We start from the raw sequence: 23,590 nt of genomic DNA on the forward strand, positions 1-23,590 counted from the left end.
CCTCTCTGGCGCATGTGCATCTTTCATTTTCTGAACCCTTAAAAACACAGATTCTTATGTCCCGTATTCAGTCGGTTTTTGCCTCGCTCAAGGCGCAAAACAAAAAAGCATTGATCCCCTATATCACGGCAGGTGACCCGCATCCCGATCAGACCGTGCCTTTAATGCATGCGATGGTTGCTGCTGGCGCAGACATGATCGAGCTTGGTGTCCCTTTTTCTGATCCGATGGCCGATGGCCCCGTAATTCAGCGTGCCAGTGAGCGCGCGTTGGTGCACAAAATGGGCTTGCGTAAAGTGCTGGGCATGGTTAAGACCTTCAGGGAAACCAATCAGCAAACGCCGATTATCCTGATGGGTTACGCTAACCCCATTGAAGCCATGGGCGCTGCAGAATTTGTTGCATTGGCTCAAGCTTCAGGTGTCGATGGCGTGTTGACTGTGGATTATCCGCCTGAAGAGTGTGATACGTTCAATCAAACGCTCGCAGCTGCAGAGATAGACAGCATTTTCCTGTTGTCTCCGACGACAGAGCCTTCACGTACCGAGCTGATTGTGAAACAGGCGACTGGATTTCTTTACTACGTTTCGCTGAAGGGCGTAACTGGTGCGGCCAACCTGGATATCACTGAAGTGAAAAAACGCGTGGCTGAAATTCGTCAACAGACAAGTTTGCCCATAGGCGTTGGCTTTGGTGTGAAAGATGCGGCCACCGCGCGTGAAGTGGCCGCGATTGCCGATGCGGTGGTTGTCGGTAGCCGGATGGTGTTGGCGATTGAACAATCCGATGCGGCAAACTTGCAGGCAAATGTACAAGCCTTGGTAAAAGAATTACGTACTGCGATTGACTCTGTTTAAGCTGTGATGAACAGGTATTCAGAGATCGTCATCTATCAGTAGGAGAAGTTATGAGTTGGTTAGACAAGATTCCCCAAAAGATTAAACGTGCAGTAGGCTCGGTACAAAAGCGTAACGTGCCCGAGGGCTTGTGGCATAAATGTGATGCCTGCCAGACCGTGTTATACCGGACCGATCTGGACGCGAACTTGGAAGTCTGTCCGCAATGTGGACATCATCATCGTCTGGGTGCGCGTGATCGTTTGAACGTCTTGCTGGATGAAGCGGGACGCGTTGAAATTGGTGCCGATGTCACGCCCGTGGACGCACTAAAGTTCAAGGACAGTAAAACCTACGCCGAGCGTATGAAGGCTGCCCAGCGTGATGTCAAAGAAAAAGATGCACTGATTGTGATGCGCGGAACGATTGAAGGCGTTCCTGTCGTTGCTGCCGTGTTTGAATTTAAATTCATGGGCGGCTCTATGGGCTCAGTCGTTGGTGAGCGTTTTGTGCGTGGAGTACAAGCAGCGATCGAGCAGAAATGTGCCTTTATCTGTATCTCTGCCAGTGGCGGTGCGCGCATGCAAGAGGGCTTGCTCTCATTGATGCAAATGGCCAAAACCAGTGCGGCATTGACCAAGTTGTCCGAAGCAGGCTTGCCTTACGTGTCGGTGTTGACTGATCCGACCATGGGTGGGGTTTCTGCCAGTTTTGCCATGCTCGGGGATGTGATTATCGCCGAACCGAATGCCCTGATCGGCTTTGCAGGCCCGCGTGTGATCGAACAAACAGTACGTGAAACCTTGCCAGAGGGTTTTCAGCGTGCAGAATTTTTGCTGACGCATGGTGCGATTGACATGATCGTCGACCGTCGTGAAATGCGTGGCAAATTAAGCCAGGTGTTATCCAGCTTATTGAACATTGCCAAAGCTGCCTGATGTCCACTGTGATACCCGAGCATCCGCAAACGGTTGAGGATTGGCTCGGTTATATTGAGTCATTGCATCCCAAATCCATTGAGATGGGCTTGGGCAGGGTGCAAGCCGTTGCGCAGCGATTACAGCTCACTTTTCCATTCACCGTCATTACGGTGGGTGGCACCAATGGCAAAGGCTCGACCTGTGCCATGCTGGAGCACATTTATACTGCGGCCGGTTATCAGGTCGGCTGCTATACTTCCCCACACCTTGTGCACTATCAGGAGCGCGTGCGCTTCAACGGGCAAGTCATTGCTGATGATCGCTTATGCCAGGCCTTTTCCGCAGTCGAGCAGGCGCGGGGCGATATCACACTCACCTATTTTGAAATGGGGACGCTGGCGGCCTTATGGGCGTTTGAGCAACAGGCGCTAGATGTTGTGGTGCTGGAAGTCGGCTTGGGCGGACGCCTGGATGCCGTGAATATCGTCGATGCCGCCTGTGCCATTGTCACCAATGTAGACCTGGACCACATGGAGTATCTAGGGGATACGCGTGAATTGATTGGCCGCGAGAAGGCTGGCATCTACCGGGCTGAGCAAATCGCTATCTGCGGCGACGCCGAACCGCCGCTGTCCTTGCTTGCCTATGCAGAGCAATTGGGCGTTAAGCTATACCGCTACGGTAGTGACTACCAGATAGACATCCGCAAGTCACAAGTCGCGCATTATGAAGATGCGTTCGGCGTGTTGGATATTGCCAGTTTGCGTTTGTATGGCCGCTACCAATGGAATAACGCCGCCAATGTAATTTTTGCCGTACGTGCATTGCAATCACAGTTGCCAGTAACTTCTTCGGTCATGTTACAGGCGCTAATAGACACCGAAGTGACCGGACGTTTTCAGTACTGGCAACGCTCCCCCGACATTATTCTGGATGTCGCCCATAATCCACATGCTGCGCGTGCCTTGCGGGATAATCTCCAGCAGCTTAGTACCGGTGGTGGACGCGTCATCGCTGTGTTTTCCATGTTGTCTGACAAAGACATCGCCAGTGTTGTCGATATCCTGCATGATGTCTTTGACGAATGGCATATTGCCCAGATTGCGCATCCGCGCGCGGCAGATATTCAAGAGTTAAACACATATCTGGCCCATCAGGTTGCGCCTGCTCGGCTGCATACATATGCCGCGTTGCCTGATGCCTTGCGAAGCGCCTATAAGAAAGCAGCGAAAAATGATAAAATTATCGTATTCGGTTCCTTTTTTACCGTGGCCGCAATCCTTGAATTAACGCCTGATCAGTGGGGCTGCTAGAGAGCGTCCTGCACTTGAAATCTGCTGAGTGAGAACTTCAACACATTATGGCGAGAGATGCTTTGACTGAAAATGAGCTGTTGCTCAAGAAAACTGCCCGCAGGCGGTTAGTGGGTGCGGTCACCCTGGTAATTCTGATGCTGATTATCCTGCCGTTCGTGCTCAAGGATAGAGTCGTGGATACCAGCCAGGAAAATGTCGAAATCACTGTGGTAAACCGCCAGGCGACCCGGGAACCGATTTTAGAGCTGCCAGAAGATGAAGTTGTGCTTGATAATGAAGCCGCGCCTGCAGGCAATGAGCCCCCTCCCACTCAAGTTGTAAAACCCGTTGCGACCGAGTCCGCAGCGTCTGCCCCAGTTGCAGCAGAAACACCAAAGCCTGCGAAAGTCGAAGCGGCGCCTGTTGTGACTGCCGAGCCTGTCGTTGCCAAAGTTGAACCCAAAGTTGAACCCAAAGTTGAACCCAAAGTTGAACCCAAAGTTGAACCCAAAGTTGAACCCAAAGTTGAACCCAAAGTTGAACCCAAAGTTGAACCCAAAGTTGAACCCAAAGTTGAACCCAAAGTTGCGCCAGTGAAACCTGCGGTTAAAGAAGCCGCTGTGGAATCCGATAAAAAAGCAGGCAAGTTTTTTATCCAGTTTGGGGTTTTTTCTGATCCAAAAAATCTTGAAAATCTCCAGGTCAAGCTGAAGCACGCAGGGTTTGAAACGGCCACTGAGAAAGTCGATGCTGCTGGACAGAAGCTGCGTCTGCGAACACGGACTTATGCGACACGTAACGAAGCGGCAGCCACCCTCAAAAAATTGGAAGCGGCAGGTTTTAGCGGTATCGTCGCCAGTAAGTCATAAGTACTTATGACAATATTTGATTATGTAGTATTAGGCATTCTTGGTTTTTCGATTTTGGTCGGTCTCATGCGTGGTGCCATTCATGAGCTGTTTTCTGTGCTCGGATGGGTATTGGCTTTTTATTTAGCCAACCGCTTCAATAGTCAGGTGATCGCTTATATGCCAGAACAGATTCCTGGTGAGGCGATCAAGGCCATGGCCGCATTTTTACTGGTATTTTTACTGGTATTGTTTGTTTGTACCTTGCTGGCGCTGTTGTTGACCACGTTGATTAAAGCGGTCGGATTAGGTGGCCTGAACCGTATTTTGGGCGGTGCGGCTGGGGCGCTGAAGGGGCTGCTGATTGTCTGTATTCTGGTGATGTTGGCTGCCATGACGGAACTTCCAAAGGATCCGCGCTGGTCAAATGCCATGTTCAGCGCGCCAATTGAAGTGCTGGTCTTGAAATTGCTACCCTGGATGCCATCTAGTATTGCCAAGCATGTGCATTTGGACCAGCAACAGCTCGACGAGTCAGTGATTTAATTTGTAATCTCAAGTGTTTGATAGGATGTCACTATGTGTGGAATTATCGGTATTGTAGGCAAGAACCCGGTGAATCAGTTGTTGTATGACGGATTGCTGGTCTTACAGCACCGTGGTCAAGATGCCGCTGGCATCGTGACCTGTGATGGCAATACCTTCCATATGCATAAAAATAATGGTCTGGTGAAAGACGTCTTTCATACGCGCCACATGCGCAATCTGGTTGGTAATGTGGGTATCGCGCATGTCCGTTATCCAACCGCGGGTTCCTCCAGTGCGGCAGAAGCCCAGCCTTTTTATGTCAACTCACCATTTGGCATCGTGTTGGGCCACAACGGCAACCTGACTAACTCCGAGCAGTTGAAGTCAGAAATGTTCCGTCAAGACCTGCGTCATATCAATACCAATTCAGACTCTGAAGTGTTGTTGAACGTCTTGGCACACGAAATTGAAAGCACCTCAAAAAATGCCCTGTTAAACAGTGATATGGTGTTTGATGCGGTGGCAGGCGTGCACAGACGTTGTAAAGGTGCCTACGCTGTGGTCGCCATGATTGCTAATTTCGGGCTGCTGGCGTTCCGCGATCCGCATGGCATCCGTCCGCTGGTTATCGGCAAGCAGGAAACAGAAAAAGGCACCGAGTATATTGTGGCTTCCGAGAGCGTGGCACTGGATGTACTGGGCTTTACGCTACTGCGTGATGTAGAGCCTGGTGAGGCCGTGTTTATTGATATGGATGGCAATATGTGCAGCCGACAATGTGCCGAAAATGCCAAGCTGACTTCCTGCATTTTTGAATATGTCTATCTGGCTCGCCCGGACTCTGTGATTGATGGCGTGTCTGTCTACCAGACCCGTCTGGACATGGGGACCTTGCTGGCAGAAAAAATTAAACGCGAATGGGCCGATAAACAGATTGATGTCGTGATTCCGATTCCTGATACCAGCCGTCCAAGTGCGTTGCAACTAGGTATTGCCTTGGGTCTGGATTATCGCGAGGGCTTTATTAAAAACCGCTATATTGGCCGTACCTTCATCATGCCAGGTCAGGCCTTGCGCAAGAAATCCGTGCGCCAGAAGTTGAATCCAATCGGGATTGAATTCAAAGGCAAAAACGTCTTGCTGGTAGACGACTCAATTGTACGTGGCACCACCTCACAGCAAATCGTGCAAATGGCGCGCGATGCCGGTGCGAACAAGGTTTACTTTGCCTCTGCTGCGCCACCGGTGCGTTATCCTAACGTGTATGGCATTGATATGCCCAGCCGTCACGAATTGCTGGCAACCAACCGTACCGATGAAGAGATTTGCGCTGAAATCGGTGCAGATGCCTTGATTTACCAGGATCTGGACGCCTTGCGCGAAAGCATTACCAAGTCCAATCCACATATGACTGAATTTGATTGCAGTTGCTTTGATGGCAAATACGTGACCGGCGACATTGACGCCGCTTATTTGAATCGTATTGAGTCTGCCCGCAGTGACATGAGTAAAAAACAGTTGCCGCCAAACTCCACCACCCAACTGGATCTGAACTTGTTATCAACGGATTTGGTGGGTGTCGAGTAAGACTTGACAGCCTACTTTAAAAGGCGTTTAATGAAATTGCGCTGATTTGAGTGGCGAACTTTAAACGAAGCCAAACTCAGCTTGCGGGCGCATTATAAATACTGCTAAAGCGAGAGCCCAAAGACCCGTTTTAGCGCAATGCTGAAACGGGTTTTTTATTGCCGTCCGTTTGCGGACAGAAGTTTGAGGAAGTATGAACGATCAATACCATTTGGAAACGCTGGCGGTGCGTGCTGGCACCTTAACCACCGAGTTTGGCGAAAACTCAGAGGCGCTGTTTTTAAACTCGAGTTTTCGCTTTAAAAATGCAGCGCAAGCGGCAGCACGTTTTGGCGGCACCGAGCCAGGTAATATTTATTCCCGTTTTACAAACCCGACCGTCACCATGTTTCAGGATAAACTGGCCGCACTTGAAGGCGCCGAACAATGCGTGGCGACTGCCAGTGGCATGTCTGCCATTCTGGCTTGCATCATGGGGATGTGCAGTGCAGGTGATCATGTGGTGGCGTCACGCAGTATTTTTGGCACTAGCGTGCAGTTGTTCACCAACATCCTCAAGCGCTGGGGTTTGGAGGTGACGCTGGTTTCCTTAACGGATCTTGATGCCTGGCAAGCGGCCATCCAGCCGAATACCAAACTGTTTTTTGCTGAAACGCCATCTAACCCGCTAACCGAGATAGGGGATATTGCCAAACTGGCAGCGATTGCGCATGCCGCAGGTGCTTATCTGGCGGTAGATAATTGTTTTTGTACACCAGCCTTGCAGCAGCCGCTTAAATTGGGCGCGGATATTGTGATTCATTCCGCCACCAAATATATCGATGGACAGGGTAGGGTGCTGGGCGGGGCGGTGTTGGGTAGTAAAGCCTTGATGGAGCCTGTGTATGGCTTCTTGCGTACGGCAGGGGTGACCATGAGTGCATTCAATGCCTGGGTGTTTGTGAAGGGGCTGGAAACATTGCAAGTGCGCATGGAGGCCCATGCGGCGCGTGCATCGGCTTTGGCGCAATGGCTGGAGCAACAGCCTGGCGTTGAACGTGTATTTTATCCTGGGTTAAGCTCGCACCCGCAATATGCCCTGGCGCAGCAGCAACAGCGACTGGGCGGTGGCATCGTCAGCTTTGAAGTGAAACCACGCGCCGGTCAAACCGGTCAGGAAGCCGCCTGGGCATTGATTGATGCCACACGCTTGATTTCGATTACCGCGAACCTGGGGGATGCCAAATCCACCATCACCCATCCAGCCACGACCACGCATAGCCGGGTGAGTGCTGAGGCGCGGGCTGAGGCGGGTCTCAAGGATAACCTGGTTAGAATAGCTGTTGGGCTTGAGCATGTTGAGGACTTGAAAGCCGATTTGCAATTGCTGACAACCTATTAATTTGTGTGCATGGTCTGTGAGTCGATTTGACTGCGAGGAGCATGGTCTGCAAAGGGAGCATTTAGGCTCCCTTTTGCATTTTACATAGGTTGTCCCTGCTTACGTTGAGGCACGTAAGGCCCGGGGTCTATCGGTGGTGATTTAGCAAGCGGAAGTGCGCTATTTATGCTAAAATCGCGTGATAACTTTTAACTATAAATTGGGTCAAGAATGAGTCAGTCTCCAGATCAATTTGCTAAAGAAACCCTGCCTATCAGTTTAGAAGACGAGATGCGCCGCAGCTATCTTGATTACGCCATGAGCGTGATTGTAGGACGGGCGCTCCCGGATGTTCGTGATGGTCTCAAGCCTGTGCACAGGCGTGTATTGTACGCGATGCACGAGCTGTCAAATGATTACAACAAGCCCTACAAAAAATCTGCGCGTATCGTCGGCGATGTGATCGGTAAGTATCACCCGCATGGTGATACGGCTGTGTACGACACCATCGTCCGTATGGCGCAGGACTTTTCATTGCGCTACATGCTGGTAGACGGCCAAGGTAACTTCGGTTCGGTCGATGGCGACAATGCTGCGGCGATGCGGTATACCGAAATCCGTATGTCCAAGATCGCACATGAGCTATTGGCGGATATCGAGAAAGAAACCGTAGATTTTGGCCCTAACTACGACGGCAGCGAGCAAGAGCCGCTCATTATGCCGACCCGAATTCCTAACCTGCTGATTAACGGTAGCTCAGGCATTGCCGTGGGCATGGCAACCAATATCCCGCCTCACAACCTCAACGAAGTATTGAATGCGTGTTTTGCCCTGCTCAAGCAGCCAGAAATCAGTGTGGATGAGTTGATTGAGTTGATCCCAGCCCCTGATTTCCCGACAGCCGGGATTATTTATGGCACGGCAGGCGTGAAAGAGGGCTACCGCACTGGCCGTGGCCGTGTGGTAATGCGTGGTCGCACCCACTTTGAAGACCTGGACAAAGGCGGTCGTCAGTCCATCATTATTGATGAGCTGCCATATCAGGTAAATAAAAAGACCCTGATTGAAAAAATTGCCGAGCTGGTCAACGAGAAGAAAATAGAAGGTATTTCTGACCTGCGCGATGAGTCCGACAAGTCCGGCATGCGCGTGGTGATTGAGCTCAAGCGTGGCGAAGTGCCAGAGGTGATTTTAAATAACCTCTACAAGCAGACACAACTGCAAGACACGTTCGGCATGAACATGGTGGCCCTGATGGATGGCCAGCCACGGTTGCTTAACCTCAAACAGATGTTGGAAGCGTTCCTGCGTCATCGCCGTGAAGTGGTGACACGCCGGACTGTGTTTGAGTTACGTAAAGCGCGTGACCGTGGGCATGTGCTGGAAGGCTTGGCAGTGGCGTTGGCCAACGTGGACGAGATGATTGCCATCATCAAGGCCGCGCCAACCCCGCCTGAAGCGAAAAAAGAGTTGATGGCCCGCAGCTGGCATTCACCAGTGGTCGAGGAAATGCTCAAGCGCGCCGCCATGGAGGCCTCGCGTCCAGAAGGACTGTCGGTCGATTTTGGCCTGACACCGCAAGGTTACAAACTGTCAGATGTACAGGCGCAAGAAATTCTGCAAATGCGTTTGCAACGTTTGACTGGTCTGGAACAAGACAAGATTGTCAGCGAATACAAAGAAGTGATGGATATCATTGCTGACTTGCTGGATATTTTGGCCAAACCTGAACGTGTCACCGCCATTATTGTGGACGAGTTGAATGAAATCCAGAAACAGTTTGGTGACAAGCGCCGTTCAGAGATCGAGCAGAATACGCAAGATTTATCGCTGGAAGATCTGATTACACCGCAGGATGTCGTGGTGACCTTATCACATACTGGCTATGTCAAATCGCAGCCGCTAGACGAATACCGTGCCCAAAAACGCGGTGGTCGTGGCAAGCAGGCGGCCGCCACCAAAGAAGATGACTTTATCGACAAGATGTTTGTCGCCAATACGCACGACTACATCCTGTGTTTCAGCAGTCGTGGTCGTGTGTACTGGTTAAAAGTGTATGAAGTACCGCAAGGTAGTCGTGTCAGCCGTGGCAAGCCGATTGTGAACCTGTTCCCGCTAGAGGAAGGCGAGAAGATCAATGCGATCCTGCCGGTGAAAGAGTTTGACGAAAATCACTACGTCTTTATGGCGACCGCAATGGGGACCGTGAAGAAAACAGCGCTGACCGAGTTTGCAAATCCACGTAAGTCCGGCATTATTGCCATTAACCTGGATGATGGTGACTACCTGATTGGTGCTGAAGTAACCAACGGCCAGAACGATATTGTGTTGGTCTCCAATGGTGGTAAAGCGGTCTGGTTTACCGAAGATGATGTGCGTCCGATGGGACGCGCGACGCGCGGTGTACGTGGCATGAAGCTGGCTGCGAAACAACAGGTTCTGTCCTTGCTGATTGCCGAGAACGATCAGCAGTCTGTCTTGGTTGCCACTGAAAATGGTTACGGTAAACGTACAGTGTTGTCCGAGTTCCGTCATTCCGGCCGCGGTACCCAGGGTGTGAAAGCCATTGCCATCAGCGAGCGTAACGGTCTGGCCATTGCTGCCAAGCTGGTGACGGCTGAGGATGAAATCATGTTGATCACGACCGGTGGCGTGCTGATTCGCACCCGCGTCAAGGAAATCCGTGACATGGGCCGTGCCGCACAAGGCGTGACGCTGATTAACCTGGGCGAAGGTGAAAAACTGTCTGGCTTGGAAAAAATTGTCGAAACTGATGACGACACTGACACCGACATTGAAGAATGACCTTACTCAAGAATATTTAGGCACATGAAACAGATTTTTAATTTTTCTGCCGGTCCGGCAGTGTTACCAAAACCTGTGCTGGAACGTGCCCAGGCTGAAATGCTGGATTGGCATGGTTCAGGCATGAGCGTGATGGAAATGTCTCATCGCGGCAAGGAATTTACCAGTATTCTTGAGAAAGCCGAAGCCGACTTACGTCAGTTATTAGCGATTCCCAGCAATTACAAAGTATTGTTTTTACAGGGCGGGGCGATTGCTGAAAATGCCATCATTCCCATGAACCTGTTAAACGGCAAGTCTGCTGATTATGTGGTGACGGGTTCCTGGAGCAAGCGTAGTGTTCAAGACGCAAAAGCTTATGGCCAGATCAACATTGCCGCAACGGCAGAAGCAGATGGCTTCACTCATGTGCCCGCATTTTCCGACTGGAAGCTCAATAAAGAGGCGGCCTACGTTCATTACTGCACCAATGAAACCATCAATGGGGTGGAGTTTCTTGAGGTGCCTGAGACGCATGGTGTGCCGATTGTTGCTGACATGTCTTCGCATATCCTGTCACGCCCGATTGACGTTTCAAAATACGGTGTGATTTATGGCGGTGCGCAGAAGAATATAGGCCCTGCCGGATTGTGCCTGGTCATAGTGCGTGAAGACTTGCTGGAGCAGGCTTCTCCGCTCACGCCGGCAGTGTTTCATTGGAAAACGCAGGCAGACAACCAAAGTATGATCAATACGCCACCGACTTACAGCATTTATATTGCTGGTCTGGTGTTTGAGTGGTTGCTGGCTCAGGGTGGCGTGGAAGCGATTGAGAAAATTAACATCGCCAAAGCCAACCTGCTGTATGACTATCTGGATCAAACCGAGTTTTACAGTAATCCGATTGAGCACGCCTATCGTTCGCGCATGAATATTCCCTTCCGTTTGCGTGACGAGGGCTTGAACGAAGCCTTCCTCAAAGCAGCGGATGCGCGAGGCTTATTGCAACTCAAAGGACATCGCTCAGTCGGCGGCATGCGTGCCAGCATCTACAACGCGATGCCGATTGAAGGCGTGCAGGCACTGGTCGCCTTCATGCAGGAATTTGAAAAAAATAATTCGTAAAACACATTAAAATTAAGCTTTAAATGTCTGATTTATTGAAACAATTTAGAGATAAAATTGACGCAATTGATGCGCAGGTGCTTGCGCTCGTCAACGAGCGTGCCAAGTTGGCACGCGAAATCGGTCATTTAAAAGATGATGGTGTGATCTACCGACCCGAGCGCGAAGCACAGATTATCCGCCGCCTGCAGGCTGAAAATCAGGGCCCGTTAGCGCCTGAAGCCGTGAGCCATATTTTCCGCGCCGTCATGTCAAATTGTCGCGCACTGGAGAAAGAGCTGGCCATTGCTTTTCTTGGCCCGCTGGGGACTTATAGTGAAGAGGCTGCACTCAAGCAATTTGGCGAGGGTAGGCAGGCCGTGGTGTGCGGCAGTATTGATGAGGTCTTTCGCACAGTAGAAGCAGGGCAGGCAGATTATGGCGTTGTGCCGGTCGAAAACTCAACCGAGGGCGCGGTGGGCATTACGCTGGATTTACTATTAGGCAGTGCGTTGCAGGTGGTTGGTGAAATCACTTTACCTGTGCACCACTGTTTGCTGTCGGCGCAGCAGGATCTCAACCAGATCACGCATGTCTTTTCGCACGCGCAGTCGTTGTCGCAATGTCATGAATGGTTGAACAAGGTACTGCCTAATGCCCAGCGCGAAGCAGTGACCAGCAATGCACGCGCTGCGCAAATGATTCATGAATTGGTTGCCACACAAGGCACGTTTGCAGCGGCAATTGCCAGCAAGCGCGCGGCAGAACTGTTTGACTTGAATATCCTGGCCGAGAATATTGAGGATGATCCCAAAAACACCACGCGTTTTCTGGTGTTGGGCAATCATGCTGTCGCGCCATCCGGCCAGGATAAGACCTCGCTCGTAATGAGCGCACATAACCAGCCAGGTGCTGTCCTGCAATTGCTGGAGCCTTTATCGCGTCATGGCGTGAGCATGACCAAGCTCGAGTCACGTCCTTCACGCCAGAATCTCTGGAACTATGTATTCTTTGTGGATATTGAAGGTCACCAGCAACAGCCGGCAGTGCAGGCGGCCTTGCAAGAGCTGGCTGCACGTGCCACTTTCCTTAAAGTGTTGGGTTCATACCCAACCGCCATTATTTAACTACGTCTTCGATTATGTCTGACTTATCCAGCGATACTATTTTGTCTGCTTTGGCGCCTGCCAATATTCGTGCGATTGCGCCTTACCAAGGCGGTAAACCGATCAGTGAACTCGCTCGCGAGATGGGCCTTAACGAAGCCGATATTGTCAAATTGGCATCGAATGAAAACCCGTTGGGCATGAGTCCGAAGGCGCAAATGGCGATAGAAGATGCCATCGATGACATCGCGCGTTATCCTGATGGTAATAGCTTTGTTTTGCGCGATGCCGTAAGCCACAAGTATGGCGTCACTCCCTCGCAAATTGTGTTTGGCAATGGTTCGAATGATATTCTGGAATTAGCGGCGCGCGCATTTTTGTCTGCAGGCGATGAGGTGATTTATTCACAACATGCGTTTGCCGTGTATCCCTTGGTGACACAGGCCGTTGGTGCCACTGGTATGGTGGTGCCCGCCATCGACTTTGGTCATGATTTGCCTGGTTTTTTAGGTGCTATGACGCCTAAAACCAAACTGATTTTCGTGGCAAACCCAAATAATCCAACGGGTACATTGATTCCTAAAGCAATATTAAAGGATTTTCTACGCCAGGTGCCTAAAAATATTCTGGTGGTATTGGATGAAGCCTATGACGAGTATCTGTCAGCCACGGACAAATCTGAAGCGATTGGCTGGCTAAGCGAGTTTGAAAACCTGATCATTTCGCGTACTTTTTCCAAAGCCTATGGTTTGGCCGGATTACGCGTTGGCTTTGGTCTGATGCATGCCAGCCTGGCTGATTTGATGAATCGCGTACGGCAGCCATTTAATGTGAATAATCTGGCACAAATTGCAGCGACAGTGTCTTTGCAAGATGACGACTTTGTGGCGCGCAGCTATGCCGCCAATCAGGCCGGGATGGCGCAAATTACCCAAGGCCTGACGCAATTAGGCTTGAGTTATATCCCGTCATTCGGCAACTTTGTCAGCTTTAAGGTGACCAATGCTGGTGCCGTTAATCAGGCCTTGCTCAAGCATGGCGTGATTGTGCGGCCGGTGGCCAACTATGAAATGCCGGATTATCTGCGCGTCAGCATCGGCCTGTTTAGCGAGAATGCACGTTTTCTGGACGTGCTGGAAAAGATTTTAAAGTCATGACTGCATACGAAAAATTAGCCACCGACGACGTCAGGGTGCTGGAAGTTAAACCGCTCATCAAACCTGCAGAGCTGTTGTCACGCCTGCAGGAAAGCACGGTGAGCACACAAAATATCCTGCAGACGCGCACGGCCATTCACCAGATTCTGCATCAGGGCGATGACCGCTTGCTGGTCATTGTTGGGCCATGCTCTATTCATGATACCGAGGCGGGCATGGAGTACGCCAGGCGTCTGCTTGACGTTCGTCAGCGCCTGGGCAACGAGTTGCTCATTGTGATGCGGGTCTATTTTGAAAAGCCGCGTACAACAGTTGGCTGGAAGGGACTTATCAACGATCCGCATCTCGATGGTACTTACGACATTAATTTGGGCTTGGAGAAAGCTCGCCGATTTTTGCTCGATGTAAATGAAATCGGCATGCCAGCCGCCACCGAGTTTCTGGATGTGGTTTCCCCGCAATACACGGCAGACCTGGTCAGCTGGGGCGCCATTGGCGCCCGTACGACCGAGTCGCAAATCCACCGTGAGCTAGCCTCTGGCTTGTCCTGCCCGGTGGGCTTTAAAAATGGTACCGATGGGGGCGCCAAAGTCGCGATTGATGCGATCAAGGCCGCTGCCAGCCCGCATCATTTCCTGTCAGTCACAAAAGAAGGCGAGTCGGCGATTTTTGCAACCAAGGGCAATGAAGACTGCCACGTGATTCTGCGCGGTGGCAAAACCCCTAACTACGATGCAAACAGCATTGCGGCCGTGTGTGATCAATTGGCTGAAGCGGGGCTGGCACCTGTTTTGATGGTGGATTGCAGTCATGGCAATAGCCAAAAACTGTATAAAAACCAGATGGTCGTGGTCGATGATGTCGCGAAGCAAATTGCTGGCGGCGATGCCCGGATCATAGGCGTTATGCTGGAGTCGCATCTCAATGAAGGCCGTCAGGATCATACGCCTGGTTGCAGCCTGAATTATGGTCAATCGATCACGGATGCCTGCCTAGGCTGGGACGACTCGGTCTCTGTGCTGGAGACACTGGCCGCAGCCGTGAAAGTCCGGCGCGCTAAGCGCGCTGCTGAGGAATAAGCCTCTCTGAACATCCGCCGTGCTCGAGGGCACGGCTTTTTTACGCCCATTTGCGAGCAAAACCTGAGTGCTCATGATAATCATGAGGGGGGAATCATTGTGAGTAGCAGGCTCTGACTGCAACGCATGCGTATGATGCCAGTCTTACTGATGAACAAGTGGCAAGCTGTTGCTGCAAGTGCAAACACAGAATTGTTGTATGATGCAGCGGTACAACACGATTAAAAGATCCAATGGAATAACGAGCGATTATGCATATACATGTTTTAGGTGCCGGGGCAGGCGGGGGCTTTCCGCAGTGGAATTGTAATTGTCAGAACTGTGATGGTCTGCGTAAAGGTACGATCAAGGCCAAACGCCGTACGCAATCATCCATCTGTGTCTCCAGTAATGGCATCGACTGGGTGTTGTTCAATGCCTCCCCAGATGTATTGCAGCAGATCCAGGAGTTTCCACCGTTGCAACCTGGGCGCGCCATTCGTGACTCAGGCATCCAGGCGATCATTTTGATTGATGCGCAAATTGACCACACGACAGGCTTGTTCATGTTGCGTGAAGGCCAGGTCAAGCGTGAGATTTATTGTACACAGGCCGTCTATGGCGACCTGACCTCTGGCAACCAGATTCTGAATATTCTGGGCCATTATTGCGGCGTGAATCATCATGAAATCCCGATTGATGCCAGTGATATCAGCCATGCGCACAGTTTTGAGATTCCCAACGTGCCCAATCTGCGGTTTACTGCCGTGGCCTTAAAGAGCGCAGCACCACCATATTCGCCACACCGCAATGACCCGCATCCGGGCGATACCATAGGCGTATTGATTGAAGAAATCACCACAGGCAAAAAGTGCTGGTATTCCCCAGGGCTGGCAGAAATTGAGCCGCATTTACCACCACTGATGCACCAGGCGGATTGCATTATGGTCGATGGCACTTTTTGGACCAATACTGAAATGCTGGACATGGGCTTGATGACCAAGACTGCACGTAGCATCGGTCATAATCCCCAGTCTGGCCCAGGCGGCATGATAGAAGAGTTGGACAAGTTTGGTACGGATAAGGCAGTGCGCAAGGTACTGATTCATATCAACAATACCAACCCCATTTTAAGGGAAGATTCCGCCGAACGCGCCATTCTGTCCGATCACAAGATCGAGGTGGCGTATGACGGCATGGACATCATTCTATAGGAGAGCATTATGAACGCAGTCAGCCACGATAACTTGCCATGGTCCCGCGAGGAGTTTGAAGCCAAACTCCGTGAAAAAGGGCAGGGCTATCATATCTATCACCCACTGCATATGTTGATGTATGAGGGCAAGTTGAGCCGAGAGCAACTGCAATGCTGGGTTGCCAACCGCTATTACTACCAGATCATGATCCCGCAAAAAGATGCGGCTATCATGTCTAACTGCCCTGATAAAGAAGTGCGTAAAGGCTGGATTCACCGGATTACGGATCATGATGGCTATGAAGGATCAGAGGGCGGCATAGAGGCTTGGGTCAAACTGGGGGAAGCCGTTGGCTTGACACGTGAACAGGTGACCTCACTCGAACTGGTGTCACCTGGCGTCCGTTTTGCGGTAGATGCTTATGTGAACTTTGCCCGTCAGCGCCCTTGGCAAGAAAGTGTCTGCTCCAGCCTCACCGAATTGTTTGCACCACACATCCACCAGCAACGCATCAGTTCCTGGCCCACCATGTATCCGTGGGTAAAAGAAGAAGGCTTTATTTACTTTAAAAAGCGTTTGACCGAAGCCCGTCGTGACGTTGAGCAGGGCCTGGATATTACGCTGGATTATTTCAGTGTTAGCCGTGACATGCAGTTGCGTGCGCTGGACATTCTGCAATTCAAGCTGGATGTCTTGTGGGTGATTGCTGATGCCATCATGCTGGCCTCTACACAAGTCAAGGTTGAAGACCGCGACTATACCCGTCAGCCCGTGATTAAATTCAGATAAGCGAAAGCATTGTGATGGAAAACAACATTCAACATTCAGATATTTACGCCATTGCCTTGCATCATCGCTTTCAATGGGAAGAGGCACAACAGAGTTATGTCATTCTGTTTCCTGAAGGCATGGTTAAATTGCATGGTGGCGCAGGCGAAATTCTGAAGCGTGTGGATGGCAAGACCAGTGTCGGTGAGATCGTGGCTGATCTGAAGGCCACGTTTCCCGACGCTGAAGATATTGAATCCGATATCGTCGGCATGTTTGACCTGGCGTTGGGTAAAGCCTGGCTACGCAAAATCAATTAAGCAAAGGTAACAACATGGCACAAATGAATAACGGTGTAGCATCCAGCGTGACGCGCAAACAGCCATTATGGTTGCTGGCGGAAATCACCTATCGCTGTCCATTGCATTGCGCCTTCTGTTATAACCCGACCGATTATGACAAGCATACCAAAAACGAATTAAGCACCGAGGAGTGGATCAGAGCCTTGCGTGAAGCCAGAAACATGGGCGCCATACAGCTGGGCATCTCAGGCGGGGAGCCTTTGTTACGCGATGATATTGAAGAAATTGTGGCAGAAGCGCACAAGCTGGGCTACTACAGTAACCTGATTACTTCTGGCGTTGGGCTGACCGAAAAACGTATTCAGGCCTTTAAAGAAGGCGGCCTGGATCATATTCAGTTATCCATGCACGATATCACTGAAGAAATCAACAACTTCATCACCAATACCAAAACCTTCGAACTCAAGAAAAAAGTCGCGGCCATGATCAAAGACCATGGCTATCCCATGGTGTTAAATGTGGTGATTCACCGCTATAACATTGGGCATGTCGACAAGATTCTCGAGATGGCCGAAGCGCTGGGGGCCGATTACGTCGAACTGGCCAATACGCAATATTATGGCTGGAGCCTGGTTAACCGCAGTCAGCTGATGCCGACGCGCGAACAGCTGGCAGAGGCCGAGCGCATGACCAACGCTTTTCGTGAGCGGGTAGGCAACAAGATGAAAGTATTTTTTGTCGTGCCGGATTATTTTGCCGATAGACCTAAAAAATGCATGAACGGTTGGGGCGAGGTGTTTATGATCGTCACCGCCAATGGCGACGTATTACCTTGCCACTCGGCGCGTGCGCTGCCCGGACTGATCTTCCCGAATGTGCGGGAAGATGGGCTGGAGTGGGCCTGGAATGAATCGCCAGCCTTCAACAAATATCGTGGGATGGATTGGCTCAAGGAACCTTGCCGCAGTTGCGATGAAAAAGAAAAAGACCTCGGTGGCTGCCGCTGCCAGTCTTATTTGCTCAGTGGCGATGCTGAGGCTGCTGATCCGGTCTGCACCAAGTCACCGCATCGACATTTAATTGATGAAGCAATCAAGGATTCGGAAAACCCTTTGTTACGTGAGCAACCGATCATTTTCCGTAACGATAAAAATTCCAAGAAATATGTAGAAGGCGATAAAGAGCGTATTGAGCAGTTTCACGCATTGCCTTGATGCCTTGCTCACCTGCATAATGTCAAAGGTGCCAGTTGGCACCTTTGCTTTTTAAAAGGGTATTTATTTTGCTTTCCCGTGCTTCTCTTTTGGTCCTGGTGCTGGCCATGCTCGCTGCTTTAGCCCCGTTTGCAATTGACACTTATCTGCCAGCCTTTCATGTGATGGCCGCTGAATTCGGCACAGATGAGCTGGCGATCCAGCAGAGTTTGACCTTATATCTGCTCCCTTATGCTGTGATGACGCTTTGTCATGGCGCGATTTCAGATGCGATTGGACGCATTACCACGATTAAATGGGGCCTGGCGATTTTTATGCTGGCCAGCCTGGGTTGTGCATTTGCACCAAACGTGCAGACCTTATGGCTGTTCCGCGCGCTACAGGGCGTCAGTGGCGGGGCAGGTAACACCGTGGCACGCGCGATGGTGCGCGACCTGTTTGACGGGCCACAAGCGCAACGGGTGATGGCCACGGTACAATTGCTCTTTGGCATTGCGCCTGCGGTGGCTCCCATTCTGGGCGGCGTATTGCTGGGCATCCATTGGCAAGCCATTTTTCTCTTTCTGGCATTATATGCGGCGGTTGCCCTATGGATGGCGGTGCGTCATCTTCCCGAGACCGTTAGCCCAGAAAAACGCATTGCTTTTTCAGTGGCTGGTATCGCCCACACCTATGGGAAAATGCTTAAGAACCGGCTGTTTCTATGTTTGATCACTTGCCTCGGTCTGAATTTTTCGGCGTTTTTTATTTATGTGCTGGCCAGCCCGGTGTTTCTGGTCAAACATCTGCATTTAAATAGCCAGCAATTTGGCTACCTGTTTATTCCTACGGTCACCGGAATGATGCTGGGCTCATGGATTTCTCGCTATACAGCGGGCAAGGTCGCTGCGGCCAGGCTGTTACGCTGGGCTTTTGCCTGGATGGTCGCCATTGCAATATTGAATGTCTGCGTGCAAGTGGCGGCAAGTGATCAGCTGCATGAGGCCTGGTGGTTAGCCATTTTGCCTATTGCCTTATTCAATATCGGCATGGCTACGGCCATGCCGGTGCTATCCATTGCCGCGCTGGATTGTTATCCAAAATTACGGGGGACGGCTGCCTCGGCACAGGCATTTATGCAAATGCTCTGTTCTACCTTGAGTTCGGCATTGGTGGTGCCATTGGTATGGCACTCGCCCTTGACACTTGCCTCCGCCATGCTCGCAATGACAGGCGTGAGCGCGTTGTTGCTGTTTTTCGTGCGTAGGTTAAAGGTCAGCGCTTAATGTGAGCTTCATCGTCACTTTTCTCTGCTTACTTTATCAGGGAGTGTGCGATACGCTGAAATATAGGGCATTTCCCGATTTGATCGCATGTTTGATACACCCTCAGCTGTTTTAAGATAAAGCTGTAAACACTTGCCTTAAGTGAGTGATCCTAAAAAGAAATAGTGGGAGTCAAATATGGAAATGAACCGCGAACAAGAAGCGCAAAAAGCGTATGTCAGGCTGCTGACCGGTCAGGGCGTCAGCCAACGTGTTTTGGTACAGCGTGAATTTGTCATTGTTCGGTTAAGTGCATTTTTGAAAGATATTCCTGCAGATGGTAGCCATTATCGCCAGGCCGTAGACCGCTTTATTGCCGGTATTGATCCGGCAGAGATTCCAACGGTCTTACCGGTGATTCGTGAGTTTTTCTCGTTTTGGGTACGCGACATCAAGGCGATTGCCGCCATGAGCCAGGCAAAAGTCTTTAGTGGCACAACACCGGTGACCACTGTCACGCAGGATGAGCTGTTCAAGCATTGGTATGAGTTGGATAAAACCGTATTGAATAGCCAGGAAAAACAAACAATAGATGCATTTGAGCAGGTGATACTGATGCGTGGTTACGAGCCATCGGTATTCAAGGAGCGCATGCGCATGGCCAAATGTCTGCTACTTTCGTTGCGTCATGTGTCGTACAAGCAATCACACAGCTATCGCCAAATGGTCGATCGCAATCTGCCTCTGTTCAATGCGCTGGGTTCCCAGCATACCTTCTTGAGTGTTTCGCGCGAGTTTTATTATTTCTGGCGTGCTGATATGCTGAAACCGCAATCTTCACCAGCCAAGCCTGCTGTGAGCCAATCACGTGATATGGCCATGGCGGCATAATTGCCTGAGTCGCTATTTGGCTGCATCATCCCTGGTATTGGGGGAAGGTAACAAAAAACGCCAGCTTAGCGCTGGCGAATTTTTTGCAGGATCAATGCCGCTAGCTCTTCAATCGAGCGGCTCGTTGAGTCTGCCCATGGGATGCCAGCCTTACGCATCATGCCTTCGGCAATTTCGATTTCCTTGCGGCAGTTATCCATGGAGGCGTAAAAGCTGTCTGGACGGCGCTCGCTACGCACGGAGTGCAGGCGCTCAGGTTTGATGGTCAGACCAAAGATTTTGTCCAGGTTTTTTTGTAAAGCCGCGGGCAGGGCACCGCGTTCAAAGTCTTCTGGAATCAATGGATAATTGGCCGCCTTGATACCAAACTGCATGGCCAGGTAAATACTCGTCGGTGTTTTCCCGCAACGAGAAACCCCGATCAGAATCACATCCGCTTCATCCAGCCCCGAGTTAGTCATGCCATCGTCGTGGTTGAGCGTGAAGTTAATCGCCTCCATGCGCTCAAGATAACTTTGCCCTTTGACGCTATAAGCAATGCTGGCGCCTGTCAGTGGCTCTTGGTTAAGCTCGGATCCCAGCGGGTAGATAAAGCGATGGAACAGGTCAATAAAGTAAGCGTTGGCCTGCTTTAAATGATTACGATGCTCACCGTTACCGATGGACATAATCACGATAGGACGAATCCCATCCTGCTCAGCCACTCGTTGGATATGTTCAAACGCGGCTTGTACTCTTTCATCGTTATCGGTGAAAGGCAGGCGGGTCGTGGTGAATTGTGTGTTTGGAAAATGCTCGAGCAGCTTGCTCAAGGCACCCGCCGTAATCCCCGTACCATCAGAAATAATAAATACAGAACGGTGATTCATACAGGTAGGTGCCTCAAGTCAAATGCTGTTTTAATACTGACTGCTTATTTTTTTGTCAGACGTTGCCAGGTCGCAACCACGGTATCCGGATTCAGCGACACGGACTGGATGCCTTCGGCAACTAGCCACTCAGCAAAGTCTTCGTGGTCAGAAGGACCCTGACCGCAAATCCCGACGTATTTGCCCAAACGGTTGCAGGTATTGATGGCCATCTTCAACAGCACTTTCACTGCATCATTACGCTCGTCAAACCCATCGGCCAGGATGCCTGAGTCACGGTCCATGCCCAATGTCAGCTGTGTCAGGTCATTGGAACCGATGGAGAAGCCATCAAAGTACTCCAGGAACTGCTCTGCCAGCAAGGCGTTGGCCGGGATCTCACACATCATAATCAGGCGCAGACCATTTTCGCCGCGCTTCAGGCCATTGGCTGCCATGATTTCGGTCACGGCACGCGCTTCTTCCAGCGTACGAACAAACGGAATCATCAACTCAACATTGGACAAGCCCATTTCATCACGTACTTTTTTCATGGCCTGGCATTCCATGGCAAAACACTCTTTAAAGTCTTCAGCCATGTAGCGCGCTGCACCACGGAAACCAATCATTGGGTTTTCTTCATCGGGCTCATAAATGTCGCCACCGACCAGTTTTTTGTATTCGTTAGACTTGAAGTCTGAAGTACGCACAATCACTGGTTTTGGATAGAAAGCGGCGGCAATAGTCGCCACGCCTTCGGCCACTTTGTCGATGTAGAACTGTTTGGGGCTGGCATAGCCGCGGGCACGGTTCTTGATCGTCGCCTGTATGGCTGCCGGCATGGCGTCAACGTTCAGGATAGCTTTCGGGTGAATGCCAACCATGTTGTTAATCACAAATTCTAGGCGGGCCAGACCTACACCGTCATTTGGGGTTTGCGCAAAGGTAAACGCCATATCCGGGTTGCCAACGTTCATCATGATCTTGCAGGGTGGTTTGGACAGCTCGCTATTGGATTGCGTAGACACTTCATAGTCCAGCGCGCCGTGATAGACAAAGCCGGTTTCACCTTCTGCACAAGACACCGTCACAATCTCGCCATCGCGCAACAGGTCAGTCGCGTTGACCGAGCCTACGATCGCTGGAATGCCCAGTTCACGTGCAATAATCGCTGCGTGGCAAGTGCGGCCGCCACGGTTAGTCACCAAGGCGCTGGCGCGCTTCATGACGGGCTCCCAGTTCGGGTCAGTCATGTCGGCAACCAGAACATCCCCTGGCTGTACTTCATGCATTTCAGAGGGATCCAGCACGATACGCACTGGACCAACGCCTACTTTTTGTGTCACAGCACGACCGGCGACCACTGGCACGGAGGCGTGTTTTTGCAGCTTGAAGGTTTCTGTGACATTGTTAGCCGCTTCCTGTGATTTCACTGTTTCAGGACGGGCTTGCAGGATGTACAGTTTGTTATCCAGACCGTTTTTACCCCATTCAATATCCATTGGACAGCCATAATGCTGTTCAATCGTCATGGCATAGCCGGCCAATTCCAGAATGTCCGCATCAGTCAGGGAGTAGCGGTTGCTTTCAGCAGGATCAACTTCCACAGTGTGGGTGGATTTTCCGGCTTGTGTCGCATCCGAGAATATCATCTTGATCAGTTTTGAGCCCATGGTGCGACGCACAATGGCTGGTTTTCCTTGCGCCAGCAATGGCTTATGTACATAAAACTCATCCGGGTTAACCGCCCCTTGCACCACCGTTTCACCCAAGCCGTAAGAAGAGGTGATGAACGCGACATCACGGTGGCCGGATTCAGTATCAATGGTAAACATGACACCGGCACAGCCAATGTCTGAACGTACCATTTGCTGCACACCTGCAGACAAGGCAACATCGGCGTGCACAAAACCTTTGTGTACACGGTAGGAGATAGCACGGTCGTTATATAAAGAAGCAAACACTTCCTTGATGGCGTGGTTGATGTTGTCCAGGCCATGAATATTGAGGAAAGATTCTTGCTGACCGGCAAAAGAAGCATCAGGCAAATCTTCAGCGGTGGCAGAAGAGCGCACCGCAAACGTGGTCCCTGGCGCTGATTTTTCAATCAATTTGGCATAATTGTCAGCAATCGCCGCCTGCAGGACAGGGGGGAACTCGGCTTCCATGATCCATTGGCGAATTTGTGCGCCTACGCGAGCCAGTTCTTGCGTGTCATCAGCATTTAGCTTGTCTAGCAAATCGTTAATCTTGTTGTTCAGTCCGCCTTGCGCTAAAAACTCACGGTAGGCATCTGCGGTCGTTGCAAAACCAGTTGGAACGCGCACACCTTTGGCAGAGAGCTGAGAAATCATTTCACCCAGTGAAGCGTTCTTGCCGCCCACGGATGGCACATCGGTGTTTCGTAGATTCTCAAATGGAATAACATGACTTACCATATAAAACCCTTAATGATTTAAAACTGGTGATAATCTATCGCGAAATGCAATGGATTGAATTCGATAAATAGAGGCCGTTTGCCAGACATCGTCTGATTATAGAATG

Annotated in this window: 20 protein-coding genes; 18 read left to right on the forward strand and 2 right to left on the reverse strand. The window is 50.8% G+C overall.

Annotation, left to right across the window (positions count from 1 at the left end; genetic code table 11):
- Positions 1 to 56: 56 nt before the first annotated feature.
- From trpA to Q9292_RS13760, 18 genes are all read left to right on the forward strand, one after another.
- Entirely contained in the window at positions 57 to 857 is an 801-nt protein-coding gene (gene trpA / locus Q9292_RS13675) for a tryptophan synthase subunit alpha (protein WP_313989032.1), read from the forward strand.
- Between the two features lie 50 nt (positions 858 to 907).
- Positions 908 to 1,774 carry an acetyl-CoA carboxylase, carboxyltransferase subunit beta gene (gene accD, locus Q9292_RS13680; protein WP_194746835.1) on the forward strand — a complete coding sequence of 289 codons (867 nt, stop codon included), beginning with the start codon at positions 908 to 910 and terminating at the stop codon, positions 1,772 to 1,774.
- Complete coding sequence (folC, locus tag Q9292_RS13685; protein WP_313989035.1) at positions 1,774 to 3,069, forward strand: bifunctional tetrahydrofolate synthase/dihydrofolate synthase; 1,296 nt, start codon at positions 1,774 to 1,776, stop codon at positions 3,067 to 3,069. Before accD ends, folC begins: the two co-directional genes overlap by 1 nt.
- Positions 3,070 to 3,116: 47 nt before the next feature.
- Positions 3,117 to 3,920 carry an SPOR domain-containing protein gene (locus Q9292_RS13690; RefSeq protein ID WP_313989039.1) on the forward strand — a complete coding sequence of 268 codons (804 nt, stop codon included), beginning with the start codon at positions 3,117 to 3,119 and terminating at the stop codon, positions 3,918 to 3,920.
- Between the two features lie 6 nt (positions 3,921 to 3,926).
- Positions 3,927 to 4,445: a CvpA family protein gene (locus tag Q9292_RS13695; protein ID WP_313989042.1), complete on the forward strand. Its 519-nt coding sequence runs from the start codon at positions 3,927 to 3,929 to the stop codon at positions 4,443 to 4,445.
- A gap of 33 nt (positions 4,446 to 4,478) precedes the next feature.
- Positions 4,479 to 6,014, forward strand: coding sequence for an amidophosphoribosyltransferase (purF, locus tag Q9292_RS13700; RefSeq protein ID WP_313989045.1), 1,536 nt, complete (start codon positions 4,479 to 4,481; stop codon positions 6,012 to 6,014).
- Positions 6,015 to 6,207: 193 nt separating this feature from the next.
- Entirely contained in the window at positions 6,208 to 7,395 is a 1,188-nt protein-coding gene (locus tag Q9292_RS13705) for an O-succinylhomoserine sulfhydrylase (protein WP_313989047.1), read from the forward strand.
- A 210-nt stretch (positions 7,396 to 7,605) separates the two neighbouring features.
- Positions 7,606 to 10,179, forward strand: coding sequence for a DNA gyrase subunit A (gene gyrA, locus Q9292_RS13710; RefSeq protein ID WP_313989050.1), 2,574 nt, complete (start codon positions 7,606 to 7,608; stop codon positions 10,177 to 10,179).
- Between the two features lie 24 nt (positions 10,180 to 10,203).
- Complete coding sequence (gene serC, locus Q9292_RS13715; RefSeq protein ID WP_313989053.1) at positions 10,204 to 11,283, forward strand: 3-phosphoserine/phosphohydroxythreonine transaminase; 1,080 nt, start codon at positions 10,204 to 10,206, stop codon at positions 11,281 to 11,283.
- Between the two features lie 23 nt (positions 11,284 to 11,306).
- Positions 11,307 to 12,389, forward strand: coding sequence for a prephenate dehydratase (pheA, locus tag Q9292_RS13720; RefSeq protein ID WP_194746827.1), 1,083 nt, complete (start codon positions 11,307 to 11,309; stop codon positions 12,387 to 12,389).
- 14 nt (positions 12,390 to 12,403) lie between these two features.
- On the forward strand, positions 12,404 to 13,525 hold the full coding sequence (gene hisC / locus Q9292_RS13725; protein ID WP_313989055.1) for a histidinol-phosphate transaminase: 1,122 nt from the start codon (positions 12,404 to 12,406) through the stop codon (positions 13,523 to 13,525).
- Positions 13,522 to 14,604: a 3-deoxy-7-phosphoheptulonate synthase gene (locus tag Q9292_RS13730; RefSeq protein WP_313989058.1), complete on the forward strand. Its 1,083-nt coding sequence runs from the start codon at positions 13,522 to 13,524 to the stop codon at positions 14,602 to 14,604. Before hisC ends, Q9292_RS13730 begins: the two co-directional genes overlap by 4 nt.
- Positions 14,605 to 14,855: 251 nt before the next feature.
- Entirely contained in the window at positions 14,856 to 15,797 is a 942-nt protein-coding gene (gene pqqB, locus Q9292_RS13735; protein WP_194746824.1) for a pyrroloquinoline quinone biosynthesis protein PqqB, read from the forward strand.
- A 9-nt stretch (positions 15,798 to 15,806) separates the two neighbouring features.
- Positions 15,807 to 16,568 carry a pyrroloquinoline-quinone synthase PqqC gene (gene pqqC, locus Q9292_RS13740; RefSeq protein ID WP_194746823.1) on the forward strand — a complete coding sequence of 254 codons (762 nt, stop codon included), beginning with the start codon at positions 15,807 to 15,809 and terminating at the stop codon, positions 16,566 to 16,568.
- A gap of 14 nt (positions 16,569 to 16,582) precedes the next feature.
- Positions 16,583 to 16,867, forward strand: coding sequence for a pyrroloquinoline quinone biosynthesis peptide chaperone PqqD (pqqD, locus tag Q9292_RS13745; RefSeq protein ID WP_194746822.1), 285 nt, complete (start codon positions 16,583 to 16,585; stop codon positions 16,865 to 16,867).
- 14 nt (positions 16,868 to 16,881) lie between these two features.
- Positions 16,882 to 18,063: a pyrroloquinoline quinone biosynthesis protein PqqE gene (pqqE, locus tag Q9292_RS13750; RefSeq protein WP_313989063.1), complete on the forward strand. Its 1,182-nt coding sequence runs from the start codon at positions 16,882 to 16,884 to the stop codon at positions 18,061 to 18,063.
- Between the two features lie 65 nt (positions 18,064 to 18,128).
- On the forward strand, positions 18,129 to 19,328 hold the full coding sequence (locus Q9292_RS13755) for a multidrug effflux MFS transporter (RefSeq protein WP_313989300.1): 1,200 nt from the start codon (positions 18,129 to 18,131) through the stop codon (positions 19,326 to 19,328).
- Between the two features lie 177 nt (positions 19,329 to 19,505).
- A complete protein-coding gene (locus Q9292_RS13760; RefSeq protein ID WP_313989066.1) occupies positions 19,506 to 20,198 on the forward strand; it encodes a hypothetical protein in 693 nt (230 codons plus the stop codon).
- 65 nt (positions 20,199 to 20,263) lie between these two features.
- Here the strand turns inward: Q9292_RS13760 and Q9292_RS13765 are convergent, their stop codons facing one another.
- Together Q9292_RS13765 and ppsA are read right to left on the reverse strand one after the other, a co-directional pair.
- A complete protein-coding gene (locus Q9292_RS13765) occupies positions 20,264 to 21,067 on the reverse strand; it encodes a pyruvate, water dikinase regulatory protein (protein ID WP_313989068.1) in 804 nt (267 codons plus the stop codon).
- Positions 21,068 to 21,111: 44 nt separating this feature from the next.
- On the reverse strand, positions 21,112 to 23,484 hold the full coding sequence (gene ppsA / locus Q9292_RS13770; protein ID WP_194746818.1) for a phosphoenolpyruvate synthase: 2,373 nt from the start codon (positions 23,482 to 23,484) through the stop codon (positions 21,112 to 21,114).
- Positions 23,485 to 23,590 lie beyond the last annotated feature (106 nt).

The organism is Methylophilus sp. VKM B-3414, from assembly GCF_032248435.1.
GTDB lineage: Bacteria > Pseudomonadota > Gammaproteobacteria > Burkholderiales > Methylophilaceae > Methylophilus > Methylophilus glucosoxydans.

What these genes read in the sequence shown, in the direction of transcription:
- purF (WP_313989045.1), top strand. Translation starts at nt 4,479, where the DNA reads ATGTGTGGAATTATCGGTATTGTAGGCAAGAACCCGGTGAATCAGTTG.
- ppsA (WP_194746818.1), bottom strand. Translation starts at nt 23,484, where the DNA reads ATGGTAAGTCATGTTATTCCATTTGAGAATCTACGAAACACCGATGTG.
- accD (WP_194746835.1), top strand. Translation starts at nt 908, where the DNA reads ATGAGTTGGTTAGACAAGATTCCCCAAAAGATTAAACGTGCAGTAGGC.
- hisC (WP_313989055.1), top strand. Translation starts at nt 12,404, where the DNA reads ATGTCTGACTTATCCAGCGATACTATTTTGTCTGCTTTGGCGCCTGCC.
- Q9292_RS13690 (WP_313989039.1), top strand. Translation starts at nt 3,117, where the DNA reads ATGGCGAGAGATGCTTTGACTGAAAATGAGCTGTTGCTCAAGAAAACT.
- pheA (WP_194746827.1), top strand. Translation starts at nt 11,307, where the DNA reads ATGTCTGATTTATTGAAACAATTTAGAGATAAAATTGACGCAATTGAT.
- Q9292_RS13760 (WP_313989066.1), top strand. Translation starts at nt 19,506, where the DNA reads ATGGAAATGAACCGCGAACAAGAAGCGCAAAAAGCGTATGTCAGGCTG.
- Q9292_RS13730 (WP_313989058.1), top strand. Translation starts at nt 13,522, where the DNA reads ATGACTGCATACGAAAAATTAGCCACCGACGACGTCAGGGTGCTGGAA.
- gyrA (WP_313989050.1), top strand. Translation starts at nt 7,606, where the DNA reads ATGAGTCAGTCTCCAGATCAATTTGCTAAAGAAACCCTGCCTATCAGT.
- Q9292_RS13705 (WP_313989047.1), top strand. Translation starts at nt 6,208, where the DNA reads ATGAACGATCAATACCATTTGGAAACGCTGGCGGTGCGTGCTGGCACC.
- pqqD (WP_194746822.1), top strand. Translation starts at nt 16,583, where the DNA reads ATGGAAAACAACATTCAACATTCAGATATTTACGCCATTGCCTTGCAT.
- serC (WP_313989053.1), top strand. Translation starts at nt 10,204, where the DNA reads ATGAAACAGATTTTTAATTTTTCTGCCGGTCCGGCAGTGTTACCAAAA.
- Q9292_RS13695 (WP_313989042.1), top strand. Translation starts at nt 3,927, where the DNA reads ATGACAATATTTGATTATGTAGTATTAGGCATTCTTGGTTTTTCGATT.
- trpA (WP_313989032.1), top strand. Translation starts at nt 57, where the DNA reads ATGTCCCGTATTCAGTCGGTTTTTGCCTCGCTCAAGGCGCAAAACAAA.
- Q9292_RS13765 (WP_313989068.1), bottom strand. Translation starts at nt 21,067, where the DNA reads ATGAATCACCGTTCTGTATTTATTATTTCTGATGGTACGGGGATTACG.
- pqqB (WP_194746824.1), top strand. Translation starts at nt 14,856, where the DNA reads ATGCATATACATGTTTTAGGTGCCGGGGCAGGCGGGGGCTTTCCGCAG.
- folC (WP_313989035.1), top strand. Translation starts at nt 1,774, where the DNA reads ATGTCCACTGTGATACCCGAGCATCCGCAAACGGTTGAGGATTGGCTC.
- pqqC (WP_194746823.1), top strand. Translation starts at nt 15,807, where the DNA reads ATGAACGCAGTCAGCCACGATAACTTGCCATGGTCCCGCGAGGAGTTT.
- pqqE (WP_313989063.1), top strand. Translation starts at nt 16,882, where the DNA reads ATGGCACAAATGAATAACGGTGTAGCATCCAGCGTGACGCGCAAACAG.